The sequence below is a fragment of the Microcoleus sp. D3_18_C4 genome (assembly GCF_036702355.1).
Lineage (GTDB): Bacteria > Cyanobacteriota > Cyanobacteriia > Cyanobacteriales > Microcoleaceae > Microcoleus.
The window spans coordinates 41,140-65,052 of the sequence record NZ_JAUBTF010000031.1 but is presented as its reverse complement, the minus strand read 5'-3'; the positions used below and the strand labels follow the sequence as shown (position 1 = coordinate 65,052).

General features: G+C 46.5%; 18 protein-coding genes and 1 pseudogene. 9 read left to right on the top strand and 10 right to left on the bottom strand.

Going from position 1 to position 23,913, the window contains the following annotated elements; all coding sequences use genetic code 11:
- Positions 1 to 40 precede the first annotated feature (40 nt).
- Together QUA90_RS16635 and QUA90_RS16630 are read right to left on the bottom strand one after the other, a co-directional pair.
- Entirely contained in the window at positions 41 to 1,837 is a 1,797-nt protein-coding gene (locus tag QUA90_RS16635; protein ID WP_333326137.1) for an N-acetylmuramoyl-L-alanine amidase, read from the bottom strand.
- A gap of 1,597 nt (positions 1,838 to 3,434) precedes the next feature.
- Positions 3,435 to 4,457, bottom strand: coding sequence for an alpha/beta fold hydrolase (locus QUA90_RS16630; protein ID WP_333389016.1), 1,023 nt, complete (start codon positions 4,455 to 4,457; stop codon positions 3,435 to 3,437).
- 417 nt (positions 4,458 to 4,874) lie between these two features.
- Between QUA90_RS16630 and infC the strand changes: the two genes are divergently transcribed.
- The 3 genes from infC to QUA90_RS16615 all read left to right on the top strand — a co-directional run bounded on the left by infC (position 4,875) and on the right by QUA90_RS16615 (position 9,162).
- The gene (gene infC / locus QUA90_RS16625) at positions 4,875 to 5,411 is read left to right on the top strand and encodes a translation initiation factor IF-3 (RefSeq protein ID WP_006635262.1); all 537 of its coding nucleotides are present in this window, start codon (positions 4,875 to 4,877) and stop codon (positions 5,409 to 5,411) included.
- 107 nt (positions 5,412 to 5,518) lie between these two features.
- Complete coding sequence (locus QUA90_RS16620) at positions 5,519 to 8,563, top strand: HEAT repeat domain-containing protein (RefSeq protein WP_333446590.1); 3,045 nt, start codon at positions 5,519 to 5,521, stop codon at positions 8,561 to 8,563.
- A gap of 122 nt (positions 8,564 to 8,685) precedes the next feature.
- Positions 8,686 to 9,162, top strand: coding sequence for a Crp/Fnr family transcriptional regulator (locus QUA90_RS16615; RefSeq protein ID WP_015176146.1), 477 nt, complete (start codon positions 8,686 to 8,688; stop codon positions 9,160 to 9,162).
- A 232-nt stretch (positions 9,163 to 9,394) separates the two neighbouring features.
- Here the strand turns inward: QUA90_RS16615 and QUA90_RS16610 are convergent.
- Both QUA90_RS16610 and QUA90_RS16605 read right to left on the bottom strand, forming a co-directional pair.
- A pseudogene (locus QUA90_RS16610) lies at positions 9,395 to 9,917 on the bottom strand (transposase); the annotation flags it as partial.
- Positions 9,918 to 10,125: 208 nt separating this feature from the next.
- A complete protein-coding gene (locus tag QUA90_RS16605) occupies positions 10,126 to 10,539 on the bottom strand; it encodes a peptide chain release factor 1 (protein WP_333446589.1) in 414 nt (137 codons plus the stop codon).
- 165 nt (positions 10,540 to 10,704) lie between these two features.
- Here QUA90_RS16605 and QUA90_RS16600 point away from each other — a divergent pair, with 165 nt between their 5' ends.
- Together QUA90_RS16600 and QUA90_RS16595 are read left to right on the top strand one after the other, a co-directional pair.
- Positions 10,705 to 10,911 carry a hypothetical protein gene (locus QUA90_RS16600; protein ID WP_190740439.1) on the top strand — a complete coding sequence of 69 codons (207 nt, stop codon included), beginning with the start codon at positions 10,705 to 10,707 and terminating at the stop codon, positions 10,909 to 10,911.
- Positions 10,912 to 11,149: 238 nt separating this feature from the next.
- Complete coding sequence (locus tag QUA90_RS16595) at positions 11,150 to 11,572, top strand: DUF6335 family protein (protein ID WP_333326149.1); 423 nt, start codon at positions 11,150 to 11,152, stop codon at positions 11,570 to 11,572.
- 94 nt (positions 11,573 to 11,666) lie between these two features.
- Here the strand turns inward: QUA90_RS16595 and QUA90_RS16590 are convergent, their stop codons facing one another.
- Positions 11,667 to 11,942 (bottom strand): winged helix-turn-helix domain-containing protein, encoded by a 276-nt coding sequence (locus QUA90_RS16590; protein WP_333446587.1) that lies wholly within the window; start codon positions 11,940 to 11,942, stop codon positions 11,667 to 11,669.
- 453 nt (positions 11,943 to 12,395) lie between these two features.
- On the opposite strand from QUA90_RS16590, the gene QUA90_RS16585 reads away from it, so the two are divergent.
- Positions 12,396 to 13,097, top strand: coding sequence for a DUF4079 domain-containing protein (locus QUA90_RS16585; RefSeq protein ID WP_333326153.1), 702 nt, complete (start codon positions 12,396 to 12,398; stop codon positions 13,095 to 13,097).
- Between the two features lie 197 nt (positions 13,098 to 13,294).
- Here the strand turns inward: QUA90_RS16585 and QUA90_RS16580 are convergent, their stop codons facing one another.
- The 3 genes from QUA90_RS16580 to QUA90_RS16570 form a co-directional block, all read right to left on the bottom strand.
- Positions 13,295 to 14,173 carry a sugar ABC transporter permease gene (locus QUA90_RS16580; protein ID WP_333068427.1) on the bottom strand — a complete coding sequence of 293 codons (879 nt, stop codon included), beginning with the start codon at positions 14,171 to 14,173 and terminating at the stop codon, positions 13,295 to 13,297.
- A 178-nt stretch (positions 14,174 to 14,351) separates the two neighbouring features.
- Positions 14,352 to 15,815 (bottom strand): CIA30 family protein, encoded by a 1,464-nt coding sequence (locus QUA90_RS16575; protein WP_333446585.1) that lies wholly within the window; start codon positions 15,813 to 15,815, stop codon positions 14,352 to 14,354.
- Positions 15,816 to 15,937: 122 nt separating this feature from the next.
- Positions 15,938 to 18,463 carry an ATP-binding protein gene (locus QUA90_RS16570; RefSeq protein ID WP_333446583.1) on the bottom strand — a complete coding sequence of 842 codons (2,526 nt, stop codon included), beginning with the start codon at positions 18,461 to 18,463 and terminating at the stop codon, positions 15,938 to 15,940.
- Between the two features lie 489 nt (positions 18,464 to 18,952).
- Here QUA90_RS16570 and QUA90_RS16565 point away from each other — a divergent pair, with 489 nt between their 5' ends.
- Positions 18,953 to 19,327, top strand: a complete 375-nt coding sequence (locus QUA90_RS16565; protein ID WP_333083474.1) for a hypothetical protein — start codon at positions 18,953 to 18,955, stop codon at positions 19,325 to 19,327.
- Between the two features lie 135 nt (positions 19,328 to 19,462).
- On the opposite strand, the gene QUA90_RS16560 is transcribed toward QUA90_RS16565, so the two are convergent.
- Positions 19,463 to 20,320, bottom strand: a complete 858-nt coding sequence (locus QUA90_RS16560; protein ID WP_333446581.1) for an Hpt domain-containing protein — start codon at positions 20,318 to 20,320, stop codon at positions 19,463 to 19,465.
- Positions 20,321 to 20,483: 163 nt separating this feature from the next.
- Positions 20,484 to 21,410 carry a DMT family transporter gene (locus QUA90_RS16555; protein WP_333446580.1) on the bottom strand — a complete coding sequence of 309 codons (927 nt, stop codon included), beginning with the start codon at positions 21,408 to 21,410 and terminating at the stop codon, positions 20,484 to 20,486.
- A gap of 455 nt (positions 21,411 to 21,865) precedes the next feature.
- Between QUA90_RS16555 and QUA90_RS16550 the strand changes: the two genes are divergently transcribed.
- The gene (locus tag QUA90_RS16550; RefSeq protein ID WP_333326162.1) at positions 21,866 to 22,669 is read left to right on the top strand and encodes an SDR family oxidoreductase; all 804 of its coding nucleotides are present in this window, start codon (positions 21,866 to 21,868) and stop codon (positions 22,667 to 22,669) included.
- Positions 22,670 to 22,818: 149 nt separating this feature from the next.
- Positions 22,819 to 23,853: an NAD(P)-dependent alcohol dehydrogenase gene (locus tag QUA90_RS16545; protein ID WP_333389023.1), complete on the top strand. Its 1,035-nt coding sequence runs from the start codon at positions 22,819 to 22,821 to the stop codon at positions 23,851 to 23,853.
- The last annotated feature ends 60 nt before the right edge of the window (positions 23,854 to 23,913 follow it).

Sequence of the window (23,913 nt, the reverse complement as noted above, 5' to 3'; positions counted from 1 at the left end):
GCCCGATGCCCGATGCCCGATGCCCGATGCCCACTGCCTATTATCTTTGTTGAAGATAAAACACAATGCCGCGAGCGATCGAAGCCGCCATTTGACTGCGGTAAGCTGGGTCAGAAAGCCTAGCAGCATCCTCAGCACCCGTCACAAAACCCACCTCCAGCAAAACAGAAGGCATAGAAGTCTTCCTCAAAACATAAAATCGCGCCTGCCGCACTCGGCGGTCACTCGCCCCCGTCCCCTCCAAAATACTGGCGTGAATCACCCTCGCCAAATCTTGGCCGTTATTGAAATAATAAGTCTCAATCCCACTGATATCGGGCCGACTCATATTAATCGCATTAGCGTGAATGCTGACAAACAAACTAGCATTCACCCGGTCCGCCAAAGAAACTCGGGGTTCCAGGTCGATTTCCCTGTCGTCAGTCCGAGTCATCACCGCCTGGACTCCTTGCTGTTCCAGCAGCCTCGCCACCTGAAGCGAGATATCCAAAACAATCTCCTTTTCCTGAATGCCCTGAATCCCGACTGCCCCCGGATCGCGGCCACCGTGACCAGGATCGATCACTACTACGGCGCGGCGGTTTGAAGCTTGGGGCAACTCATCGGTTCCGAAAGTCCTTCTCGGCAAAGGCTGCTGCTGGCTGGGAGTGCGAGTGAAAGGCTGCTGCGCGCTAGCATTTGATCGCAACTGCAAAGACAGCAACTGCGGGTTTGGTCTCGTCACCCTACCTACCTCTACCCCCGATCGCGGCTGCACCCAAATCACCACAGTCTCCGCATCTTCTTGGCTGGCTGTAAACGATACAGGACTGTTGGCATCGAGCTGAGGAATTTCCCCCGTTAGGACACCAGAAGCGATCCTGATCCAGTAAGATCTCGACCCCTGGTCCCAGCCGCTGGTATAGGAGACTTGGCGGTCAGTTCTCACCACCAGTTGCGTGCCGTTACTGGCTAAATCAATTGACTGAACTCTCGCTAAATTTCCTTGAGCTTGTCTAGCCGGAGGATCTACAGTCAGGCGGCGGGGAACCGAGGGCTGTCGTACTACACTTCCAGGCAATAGCACAACCCCGCCCAAATTGCTCACTGACGCCCGCCACTGAGTATTAGGACTCTTCATCCGCAAAGTCACGCGGGTAACGGGCGGGTCTGTTGGCAGTTGCCGGACTTCAATCTTGTCAACCCCGTGCTGACCGTTCGTTTGAGGCTGTTGGCTGCTTAGGCTTGGAGCTAAACTCGCTCCCTCAATATCGAGGGTGGCAATGTCCCCAGCCCGACTTTGTTGAAAATTAATTTGGGGGCGACCGCCCTCCGTGCGGACTAAAAAACCGTCCGCCGTCACCTGAACGTTCTGAACTACAGTCGCCTCGGCCGACTGGGCTTGGGGTGCTGAAGATTCAACCGATAACCTTTCTCCCCCCGGCTCTGAAATCGGATTTTGAGTTTCTCCCCGCACCGGCGTTGGCAAATCCACTGTCCACTCGCTCGGAGAAATCCCCCGGAATTTTACTTGCTGAGGGTCTATACTAAACCCGTCTCTGATCTCGACCACAATTCTGGTCGTATCGTTGTCAAACTGCCCTACCCGCACCGATTCGATCGCCCCTGAGAGCGGTCTGCTGACCGATGGACGACCCAGACTCGTCCCCGGCAAGTCGATTACCAACCGCATCGGGTTGAAAATCAGTTGAGCCTTGGGTTGTACTCCCCCGTCTGTTGTAATGTAAAGCCGGTTCTCTGAAGCATCAAACCGCCAAGATTGCAGTCTAGCTGCTTCGGCGGCTCCGGCGAGCAAAAATACACTTAAGAAACTCGGTAGTAGCCAGTGGAATTTCACGACAGTTTTTTCCTCGTTTGCGTTACTGCCAAAAGCTGGAAGGGCGCTGCTTGCCCTCAGAGGCTTTCAGCAGTTAGCCGCCAGCAGACCGGGGGCACGGGAGCCCTCAGTTGTTGGCTAAATTGACTTTTTTATGCGTTAACAGGCTCCCAAATGCCAGATACGGGCATTTTTGAACTTTCCCGTATACTTGGGGGCGATCGGTTATAAGCAGACTGAAAGATTGTTGGCACAAGGGAAGGTATTTATTTTTAGGAGCAAGAAACAAGGTGTTTCTTGAAGCTAGAAGATACAAGTTAGAATGTACAAGTTAGAAGGTAGAATTTTACCGTTCTTCCAGGGAGGGGTTTCATAGCTCTTTAATGTTGGCGAAGCTCGTTACGGCAAGGGTTATAATCCGCTTTACACTTGCGTTTTGTTCTAACTTTTCCTAAACTACCTCAATAACTTAACAACTTACCTCGGTAACAATCCGGATTTCCAAGATTGAGGTAACTTTTCAAGGTCACCAAATGTTAGTCCCTGACAAACTGACATATTCTTTGAAAAAAGCTTTTTTGCTACTTTTTTGCTAAGAGATTGACAGTTAAATACAACTACATATCGCCCCTGCTCTCTTTTTTTCTGGATTTTTTTAATCAGTGGTTTTCGGTGCTGCTTGACACTTAGTGGGGCGATCGTAATCGCGCCCGCCAATTTTACACTATGATAGCTAGTCCATGTTTTCAGCAGTAACGGGAGAGTTTTGTGTGTTACTTGGGTCGGCAATGCTTTGTACTTTCGACTCTTTTTGAGTGAACGATCGACACCCAGAGCATTGGTTGGTTGACCTGAGAAAAAGTTTTGACCGTAGATATAATAGTTATCGCAGTTGTAAAGTTTGTTGGACAGCAAAGACAATCGATCGGCTTCTGGGTAAAACCTGTGATTTGGTTTAATGACTTGCCTTTCGACTAACTGCATAACTTGGATGTGTACTACCAGTTAGAGAAGATACACTATCTTGGTGATTGTGTCAATCTCTGACCGAAAGCATCCAGGATACAAGCCCTCGGATTCATTCCTTCGCAGACTCAGGACCCAGAAATAAAAAACCTGTATCCGATAAAGAAGCCCTCGAATTGATCCGTGGGGTCAATGCTTCAATTCTCAAATCTAAAATCTAAAATCTAAAATCGATTGACCTTCTAAAAAAATGGCAATCAATAACAGTAGATACATGACATCACAGAAAGACGGAGACTTACTTTCCTGCAGGAGTCGTCCACAGCAAACCAGTGGTTTAGGTTAGCTCCAGCCTGTAGATAGCCGCTGGGGAGTCAATCTCGAAGATCAAATCGACTGACTCTCAAGATAGGGAAGTTTTGTACTATAGCAACTGCCCTGACGGTGAGGACGTTCTTAATTTTTGAAACCTAAGCGGTCGATTGCGCCTTCTTGCAGGACTTCTTTTTACCCGCTTTGCTTCGCCCCTAGAGCTTTCAACATCTGCTATACAATACCACCGATGCGATCGAGTTATAGCAAATTTATTTTTAATCGGGATCGACACCTGCAAGTTATTTTTTTCCCTAGTAATCCACGGCCCCATGTCTACTCAACAGTGCTGAAATTCGCTCTCGCCCCTAGGTGCAAAATTCCGGCTCATCCAGTTCAAAATTGCTTGATTTACTTGTTCCGGGCATTCATCCTGGGGACAGTGGCCCGCATTGTCTAATTCAACTAGCTCTACATAATTGGGGTTGCATTCGACAAATTGGTGGGGTCTGGCGAACCGAGGGGGAATCATCCGGTCTTGTTTGCCCCAAATTAACAGCATCGGGATTGTTAAATTTCGCATCACAATTTTGACACTGGGGCAAAACTGTGAACTGCCTACAGCTTTAAATAAGGCGCAGAAGGCGCGGGCGGCTCCCCGATCGCCCGCTGGCCCTGCTAGAATTTCCACTAATTCGTCGGTAACAGCTTCGGGGTTGGAGTAGGCAAAGCCAACCCAGCGACGGACAAAGGAAGGCTTGCGGGCCAAATAAAACAGAGGCCTGAGTACGATCGGAGAAACAAACAAACTTTCAACCGTTTCGATCGCCGGAAGCAGCCATCCGGGCACCGCCTCGGCTCGCACAGAGGGGTCTGGGAGGCTAATCATCACCGTGCCGGCCACCATGTCCGGGTGAGCCGCGGCTACGGCCAGACAAATTAGTGAGCCGATCGAGTTTCCTGCCAATATTACTGGCTCTCTGATAAAAGTTAGCCAAAAATCATAAACTTGATCGACCCACAGAGACACAGAGTAGTTGACCGGAGCTTTTTGGGAAGCGCCAAATCCTAACAAATCCAAGGCGTAAACCGTTTGGTTTTCGGCGAGTTGGGCGAGATTTTGTCGCCAGTGACCGATCGAAGCTCCAAACCCGTGCAGTAAAATAATCGGCGTTCCCGATGCGCGCGGGGCTATTGGTTTGGCCACAGAATCTTGAAATTCCGGCGCGCCTTGATTTCGTACCCCATCAGGCCGCAAATAAGTGTAGCGAGTTTGCCAACCCCGCCACATCCAGTCTCGTTGAGTTCCCACCCGTTGGTGCCACAGCAGAGAATTTGTCAATTTTGCCTCAACTCGCAACATAAATTTACACTTGCTTATACCTATTCTACAAGGCAAATCAGGCGACTTGGGGGACTTGCCAGACCGGGCGAGATGGGCTAGGAAAAGCGACTTTACCTCATCCTTAAGCTTTTAGCCGGAATTTTTGACGGTTTTGTCATCAATCGGGCAAGGGAGGGGGCGATCGTGTGTGAAGTTAAAATAAAACTAGGCAGAAACTCAGCCAGACTGAGTAGAATAGCAAGTATTGTAAGAATTCATTTACGATCGTCCAAATATTCCCCAAGGCTTTAGCGCAGGGGACACAGGGCGCGGTAGTACGTCCGGTAAGGGTAACACCTTATAAAACAGTTCGATCGTCAATCGTGAAAAATTGACCGATGAAACCTGTAACTATCAAAAAGCTTCGCTATTAAACTACTGCTTGTAAAACCATTCATGCCTGTGATTGAAAGAAGACAAAATCGCAACCTACCCCAGATCAACGAAAATATTCGATACCCCAAAATCCGGGTAATCGATACCGACGGCGCGCAACTAGGGATATTGACGCCTGCAGAAGCGCTGCGCCTGGCAGAAGAAAAAGAACTCGATCTCGTACTTGTCAGCGACAAAGCTGACCCGCCCGTATGCCGGGTAATGGACTATGGGAAGTACAAATTCGAGCAGGAAAAGAAAGCGCGAGAAGCAAAGCGGAAGCAGCACACTGCCGATGTTAAAGAAGTGAAGATGCGCTACAAAATTGAAGAACACGACTACCAAGTGCGCCTCAAACTAGCAGACCGCTTTATCAAATCTGGGGACAAAGTAAAAGCCACGATCATGTTCAGAGGTCGGGAAATCCAACACAGCAACCTAGCAGAGGACTTGCTTAAGCGCATGGCCACAGATTTGCAGGAAATCGCAGAAGTGCAGCAAGCGCCGAAAAAAGAAGGACGCAGTATGATGATGCTGCTGTCGCCGAAAAAAGTATAAATAGATAGTCATTAGTGAGCAGTCATCAGTCATAAACTGGTGACTGATAGCTGATGACTTCTGAAGTTAGTCAGGAATAAGCTACCACACAGGGAAATCAACGCTGCATGGAAAATTTTCAAATCAGCGGTTCGGCGGGAGTAAGACAAGGAGTGCTACGATCGCTCAACCTGCGATCGGAAGAAGTAGAGCGAACCGTACTGATGTTCCTCGTCTACACTCTAACCTCCGTCGGGCTGATCTGGCTGGAACTCAGCACAGTAGGTCTGTTTTTAGACGAGTACGGTGCCGACAAAATGCCTTTTATCTACATAGCCAGCGCCTTTATCGGTTCTGGCTTGGGATTTGTCTACTCGTGGCTGCAAAAAATCCTGCCGCTGAGGCGCACCGTCGTAGTGGTTCTGGGCATGATGTCGGTACCGCTATTTTTGTTTCGATTCGGAATAGGCTACGAAAATACTAAGATAGCTGGCATCAGCATCGCTTTTATTACTATTTTTTTGATGTGGCTGTGGGTGGAAGCTTGCTATGTCCTCAATGACCTTAATACTTCTATCACTTCCAACCAACTGTTTAATATTAGAGAAATCAAGCGCACCTATCCGCTAGTCAGTAGCGGCTATCTAGTAGCTGGAGTAGTCAGCGGATTTTCTCTGCCTGTTTTGCTGTACGTAGTCGGACTCAAAAACGTTACCCTCATATCGGGGCTGATGGTGGCGACAGGCTCGGTGTTGCTCTACTACCTCACGGAAAAATACAGCCAAGCATTCCCGGAAACTGCTCACTGGACGGATGACGACGAAGACGACGACCAAGAAGAATTTACCGCCCGCAAAGTTACAGGCCCACTTCAAAAATACGCCGTACCTCTAGTCAGTTTCTTCATCCTCGCAGAAGTCGTCTACGTGCTGGTAGATTTCCAATTCTACAGCCAGCTAGAATACCAAAACCCGGGGGACGGAGCTAGCTGGATCGCTAGCTTCCTGGGCATTTATGAAGGCATACAAGGCCTGTTTCAAGTGGCGACTCAGTGGTTCGCTTCGAGCCGGTTGGTGGAAAGAATCGGTGTATTCGTGACGGCGATGATTTTGCCGGCGGGCATCGCTATACTAGGGGTGCTGACCATAGGAGCATCTCTGGGCCAGCTAGTATCTGTGTTTATCGGGCTAATATTGCTGAGATTTTTAGACGAACTGCTGCACTACACGCTTTTGGAAACCGTTAGCCCGGTTTTATTTCAACCGATTCCCGACAATATTCGATCGGGCATTCAAACTCTGGTCAACGGTGTGGGCGAACCTTTGTCCTGCGGGGCTACAGGAGTAGGCATCCTGATTATGCTGTGGGTGACAGGCAAGATACTCCCCCAGCAAGACGAAAATGTATTTCACGACCAGCAAAGCTTGATATTTATTGGCGTGATCGTCATATTGGCACTGTTGTGGGTGTTTGTCGTATGGTTGATCCGCTCTCAATACGTGGGTTTGTTGGTCAAAAGTGCGGAGCGGGGGCGCTTGGGCGTTACAGACGTTGACCTCAAAGCTCTCAAGCGCGCAGTGGTGGAAACTCTACAAAAGCCGGGGGGCGAAGATGAAAAGCGCTCTTGCATAGAACTCCTGACGCAAATTGACCCCAAAAATGTCGGAGAAGTTCTGGCTCCCCTCCTCGATTCGCTGTCCCCAGGTTTGCAGCGCCAGAGCTTGGAAACGATGCTGCAACACCCGAACCCCGCATATTTAGAATCAGTCCGCGCACTCTCGCAGCAATCCTTGCCGCCGGAGGTGCTGGCCTTGGCTTTGCGCTACATCTGGCTGACGGAAGCTGAACCGAATATTGAGAGCTTGAGGCCTTACTTGCAGCCGACGGTTGATCCGGTGGTGCGGGGGACGGCGGCTGCTTTAATTATGAGAAGGGGCGATCGCCAGCAAAAGGCAGAGGCTACTAATACGCTGCGGCAAATGCTGACACACAAGCAAGAGCGGGAACGTGTTATGGGGACGCGGGCTCTGGGAGAAGCTGATTATTTGCAAGGACTGCGGCTGCATATCCCCAATCTGTTGCAAGATGAATCTCTGCGAGTGCGCTGCGCTCTGTTAGACGTGATTTCGTCTACTCATTCGGAAGAATATTATCCTTCGCTGCTGCGCGGACTTGGTTACAAATCGACTAGGGAAGCGGCTTTGCAAGCTATAGTCAAACTTCACAACGACGCCATTCCTTTGCTCGTGTATTTGGCTGAGGATATCCACAAGTCGGATTTGGTCAGGTTGCAAGCTTGGACAGCTCTGGGTCAAATTGGGACTGCGGAGGCGATCGACATTTTGGTCAGCAATTTGATGACGGCTTGGGGAACGACGAGGCGCAATATCCTCCGCATCCTGTTGAAAATGCCTTCGGAAGCTGGGATAGAAGGGGTTCTAGACCGCATCGGCCGTAGCGGCTTGGAAACTCTTATCGAACAGGAGTTAATGTTTATCGGTCAAATTTATGCAGGTCTGGTAGATTTGTCTGGGGTAACAAGCTACGGCAATTTCTCAGAGCGAGAGGCTAACAGCGCTCGGAAACCTGGGAACGATACGGCTCAATTGTTGCAGCGGGCTCTGGCGGGGTTGGAAGCTGATGCTAGGGAGCGGTGTTTTTTGCTGATGAAGTTTCTTTATCCGCTGGACACGGTACAAGCCGCTGCTTTCAACATCGCTTCTGGCCAACCTTCTTTGGTTGCTAGGGGATTGGAAATTCTCGATAATACTGTGGATATAGCTAGGAAGCGATCGCTCATCAATTTGTTAGATCAACACTCGGAAAGAGAAAAATTGAGCAACCTCTCGGAATTGATGGTTTACAAACCTCTAGCCCCTAGCGATCGTTTGCGCCGCTTGCTAGAATTGCGCCACTTCCTTTCGGATTGGGCTTTGGCCTGCTGCTTTCACTTGGCGAGGGAAGCGCGCTGGAGTCTTACGGCTCAACAAACTCTCGTCTGTCTGCAACACCCGACGGGTTTTGTCCGCGAAGCAGTGTTAGCCTATTTGAAAATAGCCTCGCCCCGGGCTTTGGTCGAATTGTTGCCCAGGCTGCAAAATGACCCCGATAATTTGGTATCCGCTCAAGTTGAAGAGATGATGGCAGAGTTGGGTGCTGGGGGAAAAAGGTAACATTAGTCAGTTGTCAGTTGGCAGTTGTTATTGTCAGTCAACCGTTAACCGTTAACCGTCAACCGTTTTTATTCCCCTTCTCCTTCCCCTTTTTAAGTTTAAATTAATCACTGCATCTCATTATGTTAACAAGCGTCGAACGCCTATTGTTTGTGAGGGAGGTTCCGATTTTTAAGGAACTGCGGGATGATTTTCTCGTGCGTCTAGCATCGGTAATGGATGAACTTTCGTTTCCTTCCAAGCACAGGATTTTTACGGAAGGACAAGAAGGTCGGTCTCTCTATATTTTGGTATCTGGAACGGTGCGGGTGCATATAGGCGATCGGGATTTGGCACAGTTGAAAGCAGGGGCTTGTTTCGGGGAAATGTCGCTGTTTGATGCAGAACCTCGATCGGCTTCTATTTCTACTCTCGAACAATCCGAGTGTTTGATGCTGACTCAAATGCAGCTATACGATGCGATTGATGAAACGCCGGGAATTGCGGTGAATATTATTCGCTTGCTGTCGCGCCGGATTCGGGAGTTGAATCAAAAGTTGAATGCTAAAGAGGCAATTATGCCTCCTACAGAGACTGTGAGAGTTCCTGAAATGCGATGAAATTGAGGAATTGAGAATTGTGTTTTTAGTCGATCGGTAATTCTGCACAATTTATATTTTGTAAGGTGCCAATAGCGCACGATTTCTCTGGCTAGTGTCCGCTATTGGCACCTTACGAATAACCAGGGTAAACGCATCTAAATTAATTTGATAACAAGGTGAATTTGTGCATAACTAAATAGGACTTGCTGAATAATTGATCGCTTTTTGGCGATGGGGAGTGATTGATTATTCAACCAGAGTTAAAGATGAGTTTTTCCTGCCTCATTTTGAGTAAAATATAAGCGCAAATTATGTTAAACCCAAAAACAGGCATTGTTTTCCCCGAACCGCATAAAAATCTACAAAAAACCGGGCGCCACCAGGTAGAAAGGTTCATTACTAAAAAAATGATAGCAATAGCTGTACTAGAGGTATTCTCAAGTTTTTTCATTACCAGAGTCAGGCTAAATCTTCGTTTACGCAAGCCCCAAATTTTCCTTCAATTGCCGGACGAATCCTCTCCTCTTCCTTTGCTTGCTTCTTTTTTTCTTTACTCACATTGGCTGGAGATATTTCTAGAGGTGGTTCACTGATTCTAATTCCTTTTTCTTTACACCAAGCTCGGTTTTCTCGCTTTACGATAAATCCGCTCTGCATGAACGGACTTACCGATAATATCCTGTGAAGCTATAATAAGCTTGTACTGATGCTTTCAAGTCTCCTGATTCCTTAAAATTATCCCAGCTCATCCGGTCTAAAAATACATATCCTTCAAATTAAGATTTAATTTAATCGCTGGTATTTATAATTATGAACTTTCTTTAAAGACTAAATTAGATATCGCCTGAGACTTTCGCAAGAGGTCTAATGATACTCTCATCAAAAAAAATGTAACTATAGACAAGCACCAAACCCGAATCTTTATCAGTCATAGCCAATCTCAAATCTCAAATCTCAAATCTCAAATCTCAAATGGCATGACTATCCCCAATAAGGCCGGCCCTTCCAAAAAACTCCCACAGTAACTCCGATTAGTGCAGCTTCCGATAAACTTGCTAATAAAGGAGGGATGGGTAGGAATGACTTTAACACCAAACCCAAGAGCACGCAGAAAACTAAAACCCACAAACTAATTCGGTTGAGCAAAAATTGTTGTTGCCAATACTCTAAAAAGTACACTGCTAAAGCTCCCATTCCCAGTGCACCAACGAAAGGTATCAATGTCCCGAGGGATGGGCCGTAAAGAAGCGTCACGACGTTGCGGATTGGCCGCGATTGCGTGAAACCCCAGGCTAAAAATAACTCCAATCCAACCACGATGCAGTTGACGAGGGCGGCAATTTGCAGCATTTCTCGCCAAGGTAAAAGTTTTAAGCGCCGCAGAAAATTACTCACGATCGGCAGATTAGGTAGGTTGCTTTGATTTTATAACAGTTTTGCCCTGGCGATCGACCTTTGATGACAATTTGTGAAGTAAAATAAAGATATAGAGCAGTCTCTTGACAAATTCACCCAGAGTACCTGCCTATTAGTTGTTGGAACCGTGAAAGGAAAAAAGTTATGGTGGAAAACACTGTCGATTGTGCTGTAGCTTGCGTCAATGGCTGCGTTCTGGGCGACAAGTGCCCGAAGCGGGAATACGCAGAAGCAACGTCCAACTTTATTGAAAATACTTCTCTGGATAAAATGCTAGAAATAGCAGAGGAAGCGGTGAGAAGGAAACGGACGGAACCCCCCAAATGGATAATTCCTGATTTTCCCGAATAGAATTAACATCCACATTAAAAAGCGATCGCCCGTTGCAAAATGGCGATCGCTTTTTGTATTCCCAATGAAATAGCCGATCGTAATCCATATATTTCCTGGGATAGAAGCTTTGAGCTTAAATAGCAATTATGATGCCACTTAATGACACCCATTGGCAATAACTAAAAATAATTCAGCTCAAGTGAAATTCGGACATTTTTAATTTAATTGAGTTCAAAAACAAACAGGAGCAAGTCTCGTGGCACAGCAAAAGGAACGCAAGGCAAAAACAACAATAGATGGTGATAATTTGGGCGAATTGCCTCAAGAAATTACCGAATCTTACGGTACCGGCGTCATCGATCAACCGGGATTGAGCCAAGACGACATAACAACCCTGCAGGACATCAGTTCGGAATACTCTTCCACCAGTTCCCAAATCGGCAGCGAGGATGGCGATCCTGCTGCGGAACAAGAAAGTGCCACTGGCGAACAATCGGTGGGCGGAACCGCGCCTACTCCCGACCTGGATATTGTTGACGAGCTCGGAGCCGCGGCGGGCATAGAAATGCCAGATGGCGCTATTTTGCACACAACAGATATGCTTGAACATCGAGATGAAAATCGGTGGGAATTAGACCCGAGTTCTGCGGAAGATTATCAGGAACGACCGGATTTTTAGGTCTATGTGGTACAAAAAAAATAGGTAGTATAATAGGAGCGGGTTCACCAGTATCCATACTTCATATCCGAAGTATTTGTAAATCCGCGCCTCCTCACTTTTGCTTTTGCAACACATATCCAACTCCCCGAAAAGTATGCAGTAGGCGTTTTGAGTTACTTGCTTCTAACTTAATCCGTAACGCACGAATATACACTTCAATAATGTTTGACTCTCCCATAAAATCGTAACCCCAAAATTTTTCTAAAATTCGGTCACGGGTAACGACTTGACGGGAATTTTGTAGCATAAATTCTAACAAATCAAACTCTTTGGCAGTGAGTTCAATTAGTTGACTGCCTCGATAAACTTCACGGGTTAAATCGTTCAATATTAGGTCTTCAAATTGTAAATTACCCGGGTCATTTGCTTGAGTTTGGCGCCGAGGGGCTTTGACTCTCGCTAGGAGTTCTTCAATACTGAAAGGCTAGTAAAATATAGGCTCAAAGTGATGCAGGGAATTAGTGGCTAACCGGCACTGACATTACCGCCAGCAGTTTTCATTTCCCTGAGAACAAGGTAATTGTAATTCCTCCCTTGCGTAATTGAGAAAGCTGTACCTCACCCAACTGACAACTGCTATATCTTCTTATTGCTCAACATCTCCGGTGAATTACCCCTCATAAAGTGTGTTTGTAGTCAGGACTTTAGCCCTCTATATGCGGGTGAATAATCACTATTAGTCCTGACTACAAACTTACTGTGCTTAGATCACCGGGTATGATATTATGTATCGCAAAAACCGGGTTGATGAAGCCAACCCTCCTTAACAAAAAGGTGCTGTATGGAATTTAAAGATTTTCTGGCTTTGCTGCATCCTATTTTAGCTGTAGCGATTGTTTTTCCTATGCTTGGTATTGTTCTCAATATGGCGTGGCAAACCATGCAGCGTCGCAAGCAAATTGCGATCGACACCAAGAGCAAAATTCCACCTGTAGTCGGTCCAGAACACGTCAAAGCAGGTCGAATTCTGTCAGGTTCTGTGGTAGGAGTGACGTTGGTGGGTCTAGCCTACCCGATTTTTGAGCATATTTTGAGCAAGGATGTTTGGAGCAAAAACTCGTTTCAGGTCATTTTCATTGTGCTGATGTTTGTTGCAACGATCGCCTCTTTGGTCATGCTATATCGAGCGACACCCGCTTTATGGCGCGGCATATTTGCAACGCTAACAGGTACTGGTTTGGTGATTCTTGGCACTCAAGATGGCGTTTATCGGCGAACCAATGAATGGTATTGGTCTCACTACTACATTGGGATCGCCGCTGCGCTAATTATGGTTTTCTCCCTTGCCATCATTCAAGACATTTACAAAGACCGCTCAAATCGCTGGCGCACTATCCATGTGATATTGAACTCGATCGCTGTGCTGCTCTTTCTGGGACAGGGAATGACCGGAACCAGGGATTTATTAGAAATTCCTTTGAACTGGCAGAAACCCTATATTTATACCTGTGATTTCGCCAATAAGACCTGCCCAAAGTCGTGAGCGATGGCCTTATCGATATTCAAGTCTAAAATTAGTAGAAATTAGAGAGGGCGGGACACCCCACAAGGAATTTCATGTATTGTGGAACAGGCATCTTGCCTGTTTTTGAGATTTTATGTATTGTGGAGCAGGCATCTTGCCTGTTCTTGAGACGAGAATGTTGCAATATCTGGGTCACTACCAATCAGTCACCAATCTTAATCATTGCGAGTCAAACCCTGAAGGCTAACTTGCAAAATCGACAAACCCAAAATCAGCAAAAACAAAACCAGCCCGATCGTACAAGCATAGCCAATTTCCAAATCCTTAAAAGCCCGTTCGTAAAGATAATAAACAACAGTCTTAGAACTATTTCGCGGCCCGCCCTGAGTCATAATATAAACTTCTTCAAAAACCTTAGTAGCAGAAATCGCCGAAATCACGGCTACCAAAACTAAATAAGGCTTCATCAGCGGCACAGTAATATCCCAGTGCTTTCCCAAACCATCAGAACCGTCAATAGCAGCCGCCTCATAAAGTTCTGCAGGAATAGCTTGCAGCCCTGCCAAATAAATCACCATGTAATAACCCAATCCTTTCCAGATAGTAACCGCCATGACGCTAAAGATTGCTAACTTCGGATTAGCCAGCCAAGAAACAGGAGGCAAACCCAACAATTCCCCCAACTGATTCAGCAGTCCAGTCTCAGCAAACAGCCACTTCCAAGCAATCCCGGCGACAACCATTGAAATCACCGCCGGCGTGTAGTATGCTGCTCGAAACCAGTTCATCCCCTTAAGTTTTTGGTTGCACAAAATCGCCATTCCCAACGGTAGAACAACCAATACAGGCACAACGCAGGTGAGATACAGCAGCGTATTCGTCAAAGTTTGCCAGAATGTGCGATCGCCCCACAACCTGTTAAAATTCTTCAAACCCACCCACTGCGGCATTTGAGTTAAATCATATTCGTAATTAGTAAAACTCAAATAAAAAGCTTGCACCGCAGGCCACAAAACAGTCAAACTCAAAATAAATAACGCAGGTAGCAAAAACAAATAAGGCGTCAAGGAGCGTCGGGAAAAAGTCACAGACATAGTAATTAGTAATTGGTAACTTTACTCGTTAACAGGCTACGCCTGGGAACCAGTTATAAAACTCGCATTTGTAGGGTGCTATTCGGCGCACCTACGCTGAGTCCTTGAAAATATTTCTTGTCCCCCCCTTATTAAGGGGGGTTAGGGGGGATCTAGACTTTGACCCTACAAATAATAATTATTTAACTCCCGCAAACAAACCCTGCCAGTCTCCGGGAGAACTGGCATTTTCCCCCTCTTTCACCTCAAAAGTAACCTTGCAAGCTTGCGGTTGTTCCAAAGCCTCCACGCACAATTCTGCAATATCTTCCCGACTGACTTTGCCCCTAATATTGTCTCCTTGCTCAAATATTAAAGCTTTGCCTCCCGGTTCTTCAGTTAAAGCGCAAGGTCTGACAATAGTATAAGGTATGCCGCTCGATCGCACACAATCTTCCCCTTTCAACTTCCAAGTCAAAATCCCCCCCAACATATCATTCATCCTGACTGCCGGCGGTTCTTCTTCCAAGTTAATTCCCGGGCGGCCAGGGCGGGTAACTCCTGCCGAACTCACCATCACAAATCGCGGCAAAGTCTGTCCCCCATAAGCTTTAATAGATTCTAACTCCAGTTGAAAAATACCCGGTGTAAATTTCGGGTTGAGCGCGCCGTCATATTCAAACTTGCTCAACATTAACTGAAAAGAAAAAATACTGCTGCCATCAAATTTAGAGCCATCCTTAACAGTTTTCGCGCGGAATACTGGAATTAACTCATCAAAAGGAACGGTGATAGTAATCCAGGTATTGTAAACAGTATCAAACGAATAGCAATAGCCAATTCCATCCCATTTAGCTTCGTTGCGAACAATCAATTTGTAGCGCTTGCCGTCTCCTTTGACGCGCAGGTGGAGGCCGCTAAATCCTGTGAGATTAAGCGGAGGATCAAAGTTGCGGGTACGCACCGAAGCAAAGCCGCCCGAGTTGGCAGTAGAAACATTGCCTGTGAATATAGCTGTATTGTCTGTCAGCCGGATCGAACTTTCGCTAGTGCCGCCCATCACGATGTCGTCCAGGGCCCCCCAAGTTTCTTTTAAATCTTGGCTGGGTTTTGTGAAGTCAAAAATTGTTTTGTCGCCTGGTTGAATTAGCTGGCGGCGAACAGCTTGGACTAAATTATTAAGGCCTTTGTATTCGACTATTTCGGGAACATCCACAACTTCCGGCATATAAAATTTGATGCCTTGATAGTATTTTTCCCGCGTTGGGGTGTCTCCTTCTATCGGTTGAACTTTAGTGCCGGTACAGCAGATAACTGCTTCCACGCCCTCGGTTACTAACGGTGTTAGCGTCTCTGGGAGAGTGATATCTCCTTCGACTAATTCGACATTATTGCCGAGAATTTCTGTTGCTCTTTTAGCATCTCTGACGAGGCAGCGTACTTTATATCCCCGCTGTTGCAGCCGCTTGACAACTCGCTTCCCGACGCCGCCGGTGGCACCGGCTACCAGTATCAGTTTGGGTTGGTCTTTTTGAGTTTTGCTGCTGCTTCCAAAGAGTTGTTGCAGCCAGCTAATGCTGCCAATGAAGGGAATGACGCCGAAATAAGCCAAGGTTTTGAGAAACCGGCCGGCATCCCATTGGGCGGTCTTTTTTTCAGTCATACTAGCTTCCTCTGAATTGGCTCAAATCTACTTAGCTGCTTTTGTATTTTAATCGAATTTTCGATTTTTGAATTTGGGCGATTCCCTACCATTCGGGATAGCTTCGCTAGCGCGGACTTTGTTTACTTGACAATGGGTGTGGGATGAGTTTGGCTCAAGGGAATCTCAATAATCAACTCGGTTCCCTCTCCGGGGGCAGAAATGCAAGTCAATTTGCCACCGTGTTGTTCTACCGCAATTTCGTGGCTAATCGCCAAACCTATCCCTGCACCTTTGCCCACCTGTTTTGTGGTAAAAAAAGGCTCAAAAATTTTCTGGCGAACTTCTTCTTCCATGCCCCAACCGTTGTCCTTGATCCGAACTGCTACGGCTTTTTCTCCGGGACAAAGTTCAGTCATGATCCGAATTTGTCCGTACTTAACTGGCTCTTCTTTGTCCCCGCCGTGGGACGATAAATTCTTGTTGATAAAGGCCTCTTCGAGAGCATCAACTGCATTTGTCAGTACATTCATAAATACTTGGTTGATTTGAACTGCGTAACACTCAACCAAAGGCAGAGAACCATATTCTTTGATGAGATGAATTGCGGGGCGATCGGGCTTCGGTTTGAGTCGGTTGCTCAAAATCAATAAAGCGCTGTCCAATCCGTCGTGAATGTCAACTGGTTTAATCTCTGCTTCGTCAATTCTAGAGAAGTTTCGCAGCGACTGAACTATCTCGCGGATACGGTTAGCTCCTACTTTCATTGAACCCAGCAACTTCGGTAAGTCTTCAACTATAAACTCTAATTCAACTGCTTCTATTTGTGCTTGAATTTCTGGCGAAGGCGACGGATAGTGCTGCTCGTAAAGCTGCAATAAATTGATCATTTTTTGACTGTATTCATTAGCATAGCTAAGATTGCCGTAGATGAAGTTAATCGGGTTAGTGACTTCATAAGCAACCGCCGCCACCAACTGTCCCAAACTTGACATTCTTTCGCTTTGCACCAATTGAGTTTGCGCCCGCTTCAGCTCGGACATCGCTGTTTTTAAATTAGCAGTTTTTTCCCGTTCTCTGGCGACTGATGCTTCTAGTGCTGTATTTAATTTTTCGAGTTTATCGACTTGGCACAGCACTATATTAATCATTGCTTTTCTCAGTTCCAATGCAGCGTCTATTTCGCATTGTTTCCAAGGCAACGATTTGTACCTGACATTTTCTTTCCACAGCTCGAAGGATTTCCGAGGAGACAGTCGAGGGTTGCCATCTTCATCGGTTTCAACTGGTTTGTTGGGGTTGCCCGCCCAATTCACCGTCTTAATTACTTCCGGGCGAAACCACAAAACGTATATTTTCTGAGTCGGCGATATTGCTATAGCCAAACACCCGCTGGCTGTGTCTTTCAATTCCTCAGCTTCTGGATAGCATTGGGTGAGCGAGTCTGTATAAAAAATTTCTTTATTTAAATGCTTTTGCACCCACTGAGTTAAGTATTTGAGGGATTCTCCTTGAGGTGTGTGCCCTACTTGATAGCAATTGTCTCCAAATACTATTGCGGCTCCCTGGGCGTTGACTGCTTCTAGCAAATTATGCTGACATTTAACTAACACTTGTGACAAGTTGTCGGACGTGGATATGTCTTCAAAAATCTTGGTTTGAATCGATTTTAAGTGTAGTTTGTAGTCGTAGTCTTCGTTGCCTTCTTTTGATTGCAGTTCTAAGGACATTACTTGCCCGATAAATTCGCAGGCGGCGCGCAATTCATAGTTAAGGTGTTTTGGTGTATAGTTGTGGCAAGCAATCAATCCCCACAGTTTTTTGTCTTTGATTAACGAGATTGACATCGAAGCTGCAACGCCCATATTTTGGAGGTATTCTATGTGAATGGGAGAAACGCTTCTCAACACGCTGAAACTCAGGTCTAGGGGCTGGGGGGTAACAGCATTGTTTCCTGAAACAACGGGGACGGGTTGATAATTAATATCTGGGATTAACCTCAGCCAATTTAACGCATACAGTTGTCTGGCTTGTTTGGGAATATCTGAACTAGGGTAGTTTAATCCCAAGAAAGGACTTAGATTTTCTGCTTTGTCTTCAGCGATCACAGCGCCGTTGCCTTCGTGGTCAAATTGATAGAGCATAACTCGATCAAAACCAGATATTTTTCTGACTTCTTCTACAGTTATTTGAGATAATTCTTTGAGAGTTTGGGCGCTTTGAATTTTGCTGACGGTGGCTCTCACTGAATGATAAAAGCTAAAAACAGAAAGATTTTCTGGGTTGGTGGCTAATTCTAATTCGACCATCAATACTTTTTCTACTCGGTGAAGTATGCAGTCAAATTCTAAATATTTACCTGGGTTCTTGACAACAGTGAGTTTAATGGGATTAACGGTTTTTAAGTTTTCATTAAGCAAACAAAGCTTGAGTTTTTTTAATTGAACTCGATTGAATAATAAGCTCAAATTTTTACCGATCGCACTTGCTGCATCAATTCCTAACAAATCTTGCGTATTTTCGCTGACTTGGACTATTTCTAGTTCAGGTTCTCGTACAACAAGTAGCACCCCGTGTGGCTGAATGTGCCCCGATAGGTGAATTGGTTCTCTGTCGCAGTTTGTCAAGTCAACTTCTTCGAGTGCGGGAATTGTGATTTGTTGATCCATTTGCTTTGTCTTCCGCTGTGAAATTTGGAGAGGGTTCTATTGATTTGAGATTTGAGAGCAAATTGGCTTTTCCATAATAATCTCATATTGTTCGATCGCATAATGGCTCGATCCCTTGACGGACACGGAGAATCAATCACCCGATACTCAGCGAATCAAAAATGATTTAGTCGAAAACCAGCCTGCAGTATGTGTTGCTGTTTAAGCCGCCTCAGCGTTCTAGAATTTTTACCGACTTGGCTCTTCTATACTATCCCTTCCCGATGTTAATTATCATAGCAATTGTTGCCATTCTTCAAGTATGTTTAATAATTTCCCAAAACTTTAATATTTGTGGTAAAATTTTGCCTGCTGGAAAAGGGGGAGAGAAATGCGTCTCCAGAGCGGCCTACTTACTGAAATATTAAGTTAAGGTAAGGGTGACAAGATCTGAAAGTCAAGTCACGCTAAGCTCTTGAAGTATACCCAACAGGCCCGACAATTAGACTGATGATCGACTTCAATACAGTTACTGAATTTTCTCATACCTACTGCATAGCTATCTGTGCCTTTTTAGTTCCGGCAAACTTGCTGACTACTTTGCATACAGCGATTTTGATAGGACTAAACCGACCTCGAATGCAAATTTGGGCGTCTGTCGCTGTGGCCAGCCTTTGGGCTACAGCAATGATATTTCACGTTTTTACCTGGTTCGCGATCGGGGTAGTAATGCCTCCGACATACATCTTGCTAGTTATGGCAATTACTTGTCTGACAATCAATGTCTGGGCGATCGCTCATCCTGCAAGCATGATGCAATTAATTCGAGTTGCGGTATCAGTTGTTAGGGGATATTTCAGAAGGAAGAAGGATGTAGTTGTCTAAGAGAGACAGATCTAGTTATCTAGCCACTCAAAAAAAAATGGCAGGGGGTAATGTGAAAAAAATCAGGGAAAATATGGGTTTCAGAAGAGTTTTTCGGGAGACAAATCGTGCTTCTGAGGGCTGAGTTTTTAGCGCTTATTCCGGTTCGCGATCCCGACAATCTTCTGTTTCCGGGCCACGGGGATGGATCGTGCAGTTGAGCAGGTAGCCGCCATCGCTTCTGCCGTAATAGTAGCGGCATCCGATGCAAATTGCGGGAGGTTCGATCGCACTTTGGTAAACCGGATAATCCGCATTCGCCAGCAGCGAAAAGTCCCGCTGCGTCTGAACATTCCCGATAATAGCGCCGGAGAGTTCGACAGCTTGGCGGATGTTTTCGATCCGGGTGTAAGGCGGCAGGTAAATGTCAATACAAAGGCGTAGACCCTGGCTATCCTGATCGTGGCGGGTAATAGTGCCTCCGAGCAAACCGACGCGCGAAGCGATAGTCGAGGAAAATTCGCTCAGGGAGGTGCAGTAACCGGAGAAAACGTGAATATGTTCGTCCGTAGTAGCTCTCACCGTCAGGCGAGTGGGAATTCGCAATCTCAGGTAAGCGTCGAGTTCGTCAAAAACTGGTTCGGCGATTGATAGCATTTGGTTTGCGTCTTCGTGCTTGAGCCCAAAACCCTTAGAAACCTTTGACACAAGGGCTACTAAAATATCAAAAACTTCGCTTAAGAGGGATTGTAGCCTGCTATCAATGGCGATCGGACATTCTCTCAGCAGCTTTAAATAATCCTCCAAACGATGAGCAATGCGCTGAATGCTGCTAAATCCGAGCATAGCTGCTCCCCCTTTAATCGAGTGCGAGGCTCGGATGAGCTGGTGTATTCTTTGGGGATCTGGCACGGTATTTTGCAGATCTTGCAAGCCTGGTTCGATAATTTGGATCTGTTCTGTGGCTTCTTCGATAAAGTAGCCGATGATCCGCTGTAGTTGTTCTGGCAGCATAATTTTATTCTCCTAAAGGCAACCGAGTATTATTAGTCATTACTCAAACCTTTGATAGTCCTGAATCGATATTTCACCGATCAGTTATTGGGGTTTTTAAGCCCTAATTTGTTTTATTCTGACTCACGGCAACTGTAGTGGCAATGTCGAAAACTGTTAACTCTTAACTGTTGACAGTAATTTTTTTTGCTCCGACGGTAGCGGTTGCTACCCCCAACAGCAGCACCCCAGCACCTGCGAGTACCGCCGGCGCAGGCACTTCCCCAAACAGCAAATAACCCAACCAACTCGCCCCAACCGGTTCAAACAAGATGGCAAGAGTTACCAGAGTTGGGGAAATCTGCATTACGGCCCAGTTCAAAATGGTGTGGCCGACTAACTGAGGCAAAGCGGCCGTTAACAAAATATAAAAATATACAATGTCGGGGTAATTAGTATAAGTAGTGCCGAAGGCGAAGGGGAGAGGCAGCAGTACGATCGCAGCAACAGTATAGGCGATCGCGATATAGCCACCAATTCCCAGTCCCCGGCGCTGAGCTTCCCGCCCTAGCAGCAAATACAAGCTGACAGCCCAGGAACCAGCCAAAGCCAGGAAATCGCCCAGCAGTTGGCTGCTGCCAGCATCCGCTGCGCCCGCACTTCCCACAGCGATCGCCATTCCCCCAGTCAGGGCTATAGTAATGCCAGCGATCGACATTTTGCTGAGTTTTTCCCCGAACCAGAAGCGCGACAACAGCGCTACCCAGACAGGATTAGTGGTGACAAGGGCCGTCGAGGCGGCGATCGAAGTATAAGAAAGTGAGGTAATCCAGAGAGCAAAATGCAGCGCGAGACACAAACCCGCAGCAGCCGCATAGCGCCGAGCTCCCGGTTGCAGGGCGTTCCACTGAATTTTCCGCCAAGCCGGAAGCAGAATTAAAGCAGATAAAGTCAGACGAGAGGCCGCGAGCACCAGACTGAAACCCAAACCGCCCGCCCCTGCGGAAAAGTTAGCCAGCCGAATTAAGATTGAGGAAGTTGAGACGGCTAAAACCCCAATAATTAACACTAGGGCGATCGACCAATTAGGCAGTTGTTTCGGAAGATTCATTTTTTAGGCATTGGGCATTGGGCATTGGGCATTGGGCATTGGTCATTGGGCATTGGGCATCGGGCATCGGGCATCGGGCATTGAGAAAATTTATATAGCAATTTTCACATAATGCTGAACACTTTCTGAAGACTTTCTCTTCCCTTCTCTTCTCCTCTCTTCCTTCGTGTCCTTCGCGTCTTCGTGGTTCGTTTAAAAAAAACCGATCGCCATTCTTAAAAAATTCCCATATCCAAGAAATATTAATGTATAGTAGGGGCAGGGCGGGTTTATGAAATTGTATATTACGGGCAATTATTGTTTGCGAACCCGCCCTACAAAATTCAACATCAAACAAGTCCGAATCATCTCGTTTCCGGTTGCATCGGTATTATTCCAACAGTTAACAGTCAACAGTCAACAGTCAACACTCATTCCGGTTCAGCCGGAATTGATATTACAATTTATAACTATCTATGGCTCCTACAGTTTTGATTACAGGCGCTTCTCAAGGAAGTGGGAAAGCAACAGCAATTTTATTTGCAAGTAAAGGCTACGATGTAGTGATGGTAGCTCGCCAGCCAGAGAGATTGGCAGCAGCAGTGGCTCAAGTGCAGCGAGAAGGCACTTCCGCTGTAGCTATTCCGGGCGATGTCGGCGACATTCATCAAGTGCGCGCGATCGTCCAAAAAGCCCTAGATACCTGCGGCAACATCGATGTTTTAGTTAACAATGCTGGCATTTGTCTCACGGGGGCGATCGAGCAAACTACCTCCGAAGACTGGCAGCAATTAATGAATACCAATTTTTGGGGATGCGTTAACACAATTCAAGAAATTTTGCCACATTTTTTGCAACGAAAAACAGGGACAATAGTCAATGTTGGTTCCATTGGCGGCAAAATGCCTTTGCCTCAAATGACTGCTTATTGTGCGAGCAAATATGCAGTCACCGGTTTAACAGAAACTTTGCGATTGGAATTAGCGCCTCAAGGTATTCACGTTTGCGCCGTGCATCCGGGCTTGATTAATAGCGATTTTTTAGAAAGAGCTCAATTTCGCGATCGAGACGAACCCGCAGTCGAATTGCGCCGCCAGCAAATGAGCAAAATGCTGAAATCTGAGTGGGCAACTCAGCCAGAAGATATTGCTAAAGCTATCTGGGATGCTGTGAAAAATCAGCGTGCAGAAGTTACCGTCGGCCCTGCTTTTTTGGCATCGGAAGCTTATCGGTTGTTCCCCGGTTTGATGCAGTGGGCAATGGAAAAGGGCAAGTTATAATCCTAAGTGGTAATGGATAATTGGTAATTAGTAAAGTACCCAGGGCGCACCGGAAAAATTATTAGTAACGCGCCTGAGTCCTAGGGGTCCCTCCACTTGAATATATACAACTCAAGAAAGAGAGTGTTAAACCCGGCCCGAACACTATAATGGCAAACAAACCAGGAAACACCACCATGCAAATCAAAGCACTAGCAGCTAAAAAAACAGGGGGATTGCTTGAAGAATACAAATTCGATGTCGAATCTCCAAAAGTACATGAATGTCTGATAAAAGTCTTAACTTGCGGCATTTGTCACTCTGACTTGCACATGATTGACAACGACTGGGGTCAATCAAAATATCCCCTCGTTCCGGGCCACGAAGTTATCGGAGAAGTGGCAGAAATAGGGCCGCAAGTGACTCACTTAAAAGTGGGCGATCGCGTTGGTGTCGGTTGGCAAAGGTCGTCTTGTTTGCAGTGCCGAGACTGTTTGCGCGGTAACGAAAATCTCTGCGATGAAAACCAGGGATTAATTGTTACAGGCCCGGGCGGTTTTGCCGATTATTTGATGGTAGATTCCCGCTTTGCTTTTCCTATTCCCAAAGGCATCGATTCCAAAATAGCGGGGCCGCTGTTGTGCGGCGGAATTACGGTTTACGCCGGTTTGCGGAATGCGGGGATGAGTTCAGGGCAAGAAATTGGCATTCTCGGCATCGGCGGTTTGGGACACATGGCGGTGCAATTTGCGAAAAAATTAGGCAACCGCGTTACAGTTTTTACTACTTCCCAAGATAAGGCAGAATTTGCAGAAAAAATGGGGGCGGACGAAGCTATTGTAGTAGGAAAAGGCGAAATTCCTCAAGCGCCTAGCAGCAAATTAGATATTTTGTTGAGCACTGTTCCTGCTGCTTTAGATTGGGTTCCGTACATTGATTTTCTCGATTCTGACGGGGCGCTTGCTTTTGTGGGAGTTCCCGACGCACCTTTGAGCATTCCCTTGTTTCCGTTGCTGACAAAGCGGCGCCGAATTATGGCTTCGCCGATCGGCGGTCGCGCTATGATTAATGAAATGCTGTCAATTGCAGAGAAGTTTGGGATTGAGCCGATTATCGAAGTTTTTGCGATCGCACAAGCGAATGAAGCAATGCAGAAAGTCCGCGACAATCAAGTGCGCTATCGCGCAGTTTTGACGGTGAGTTAGATAATGCGTAATCGGTAAGGTGCGCCTAGCGCACCCTACTAGAGATATATAAGCAACGAC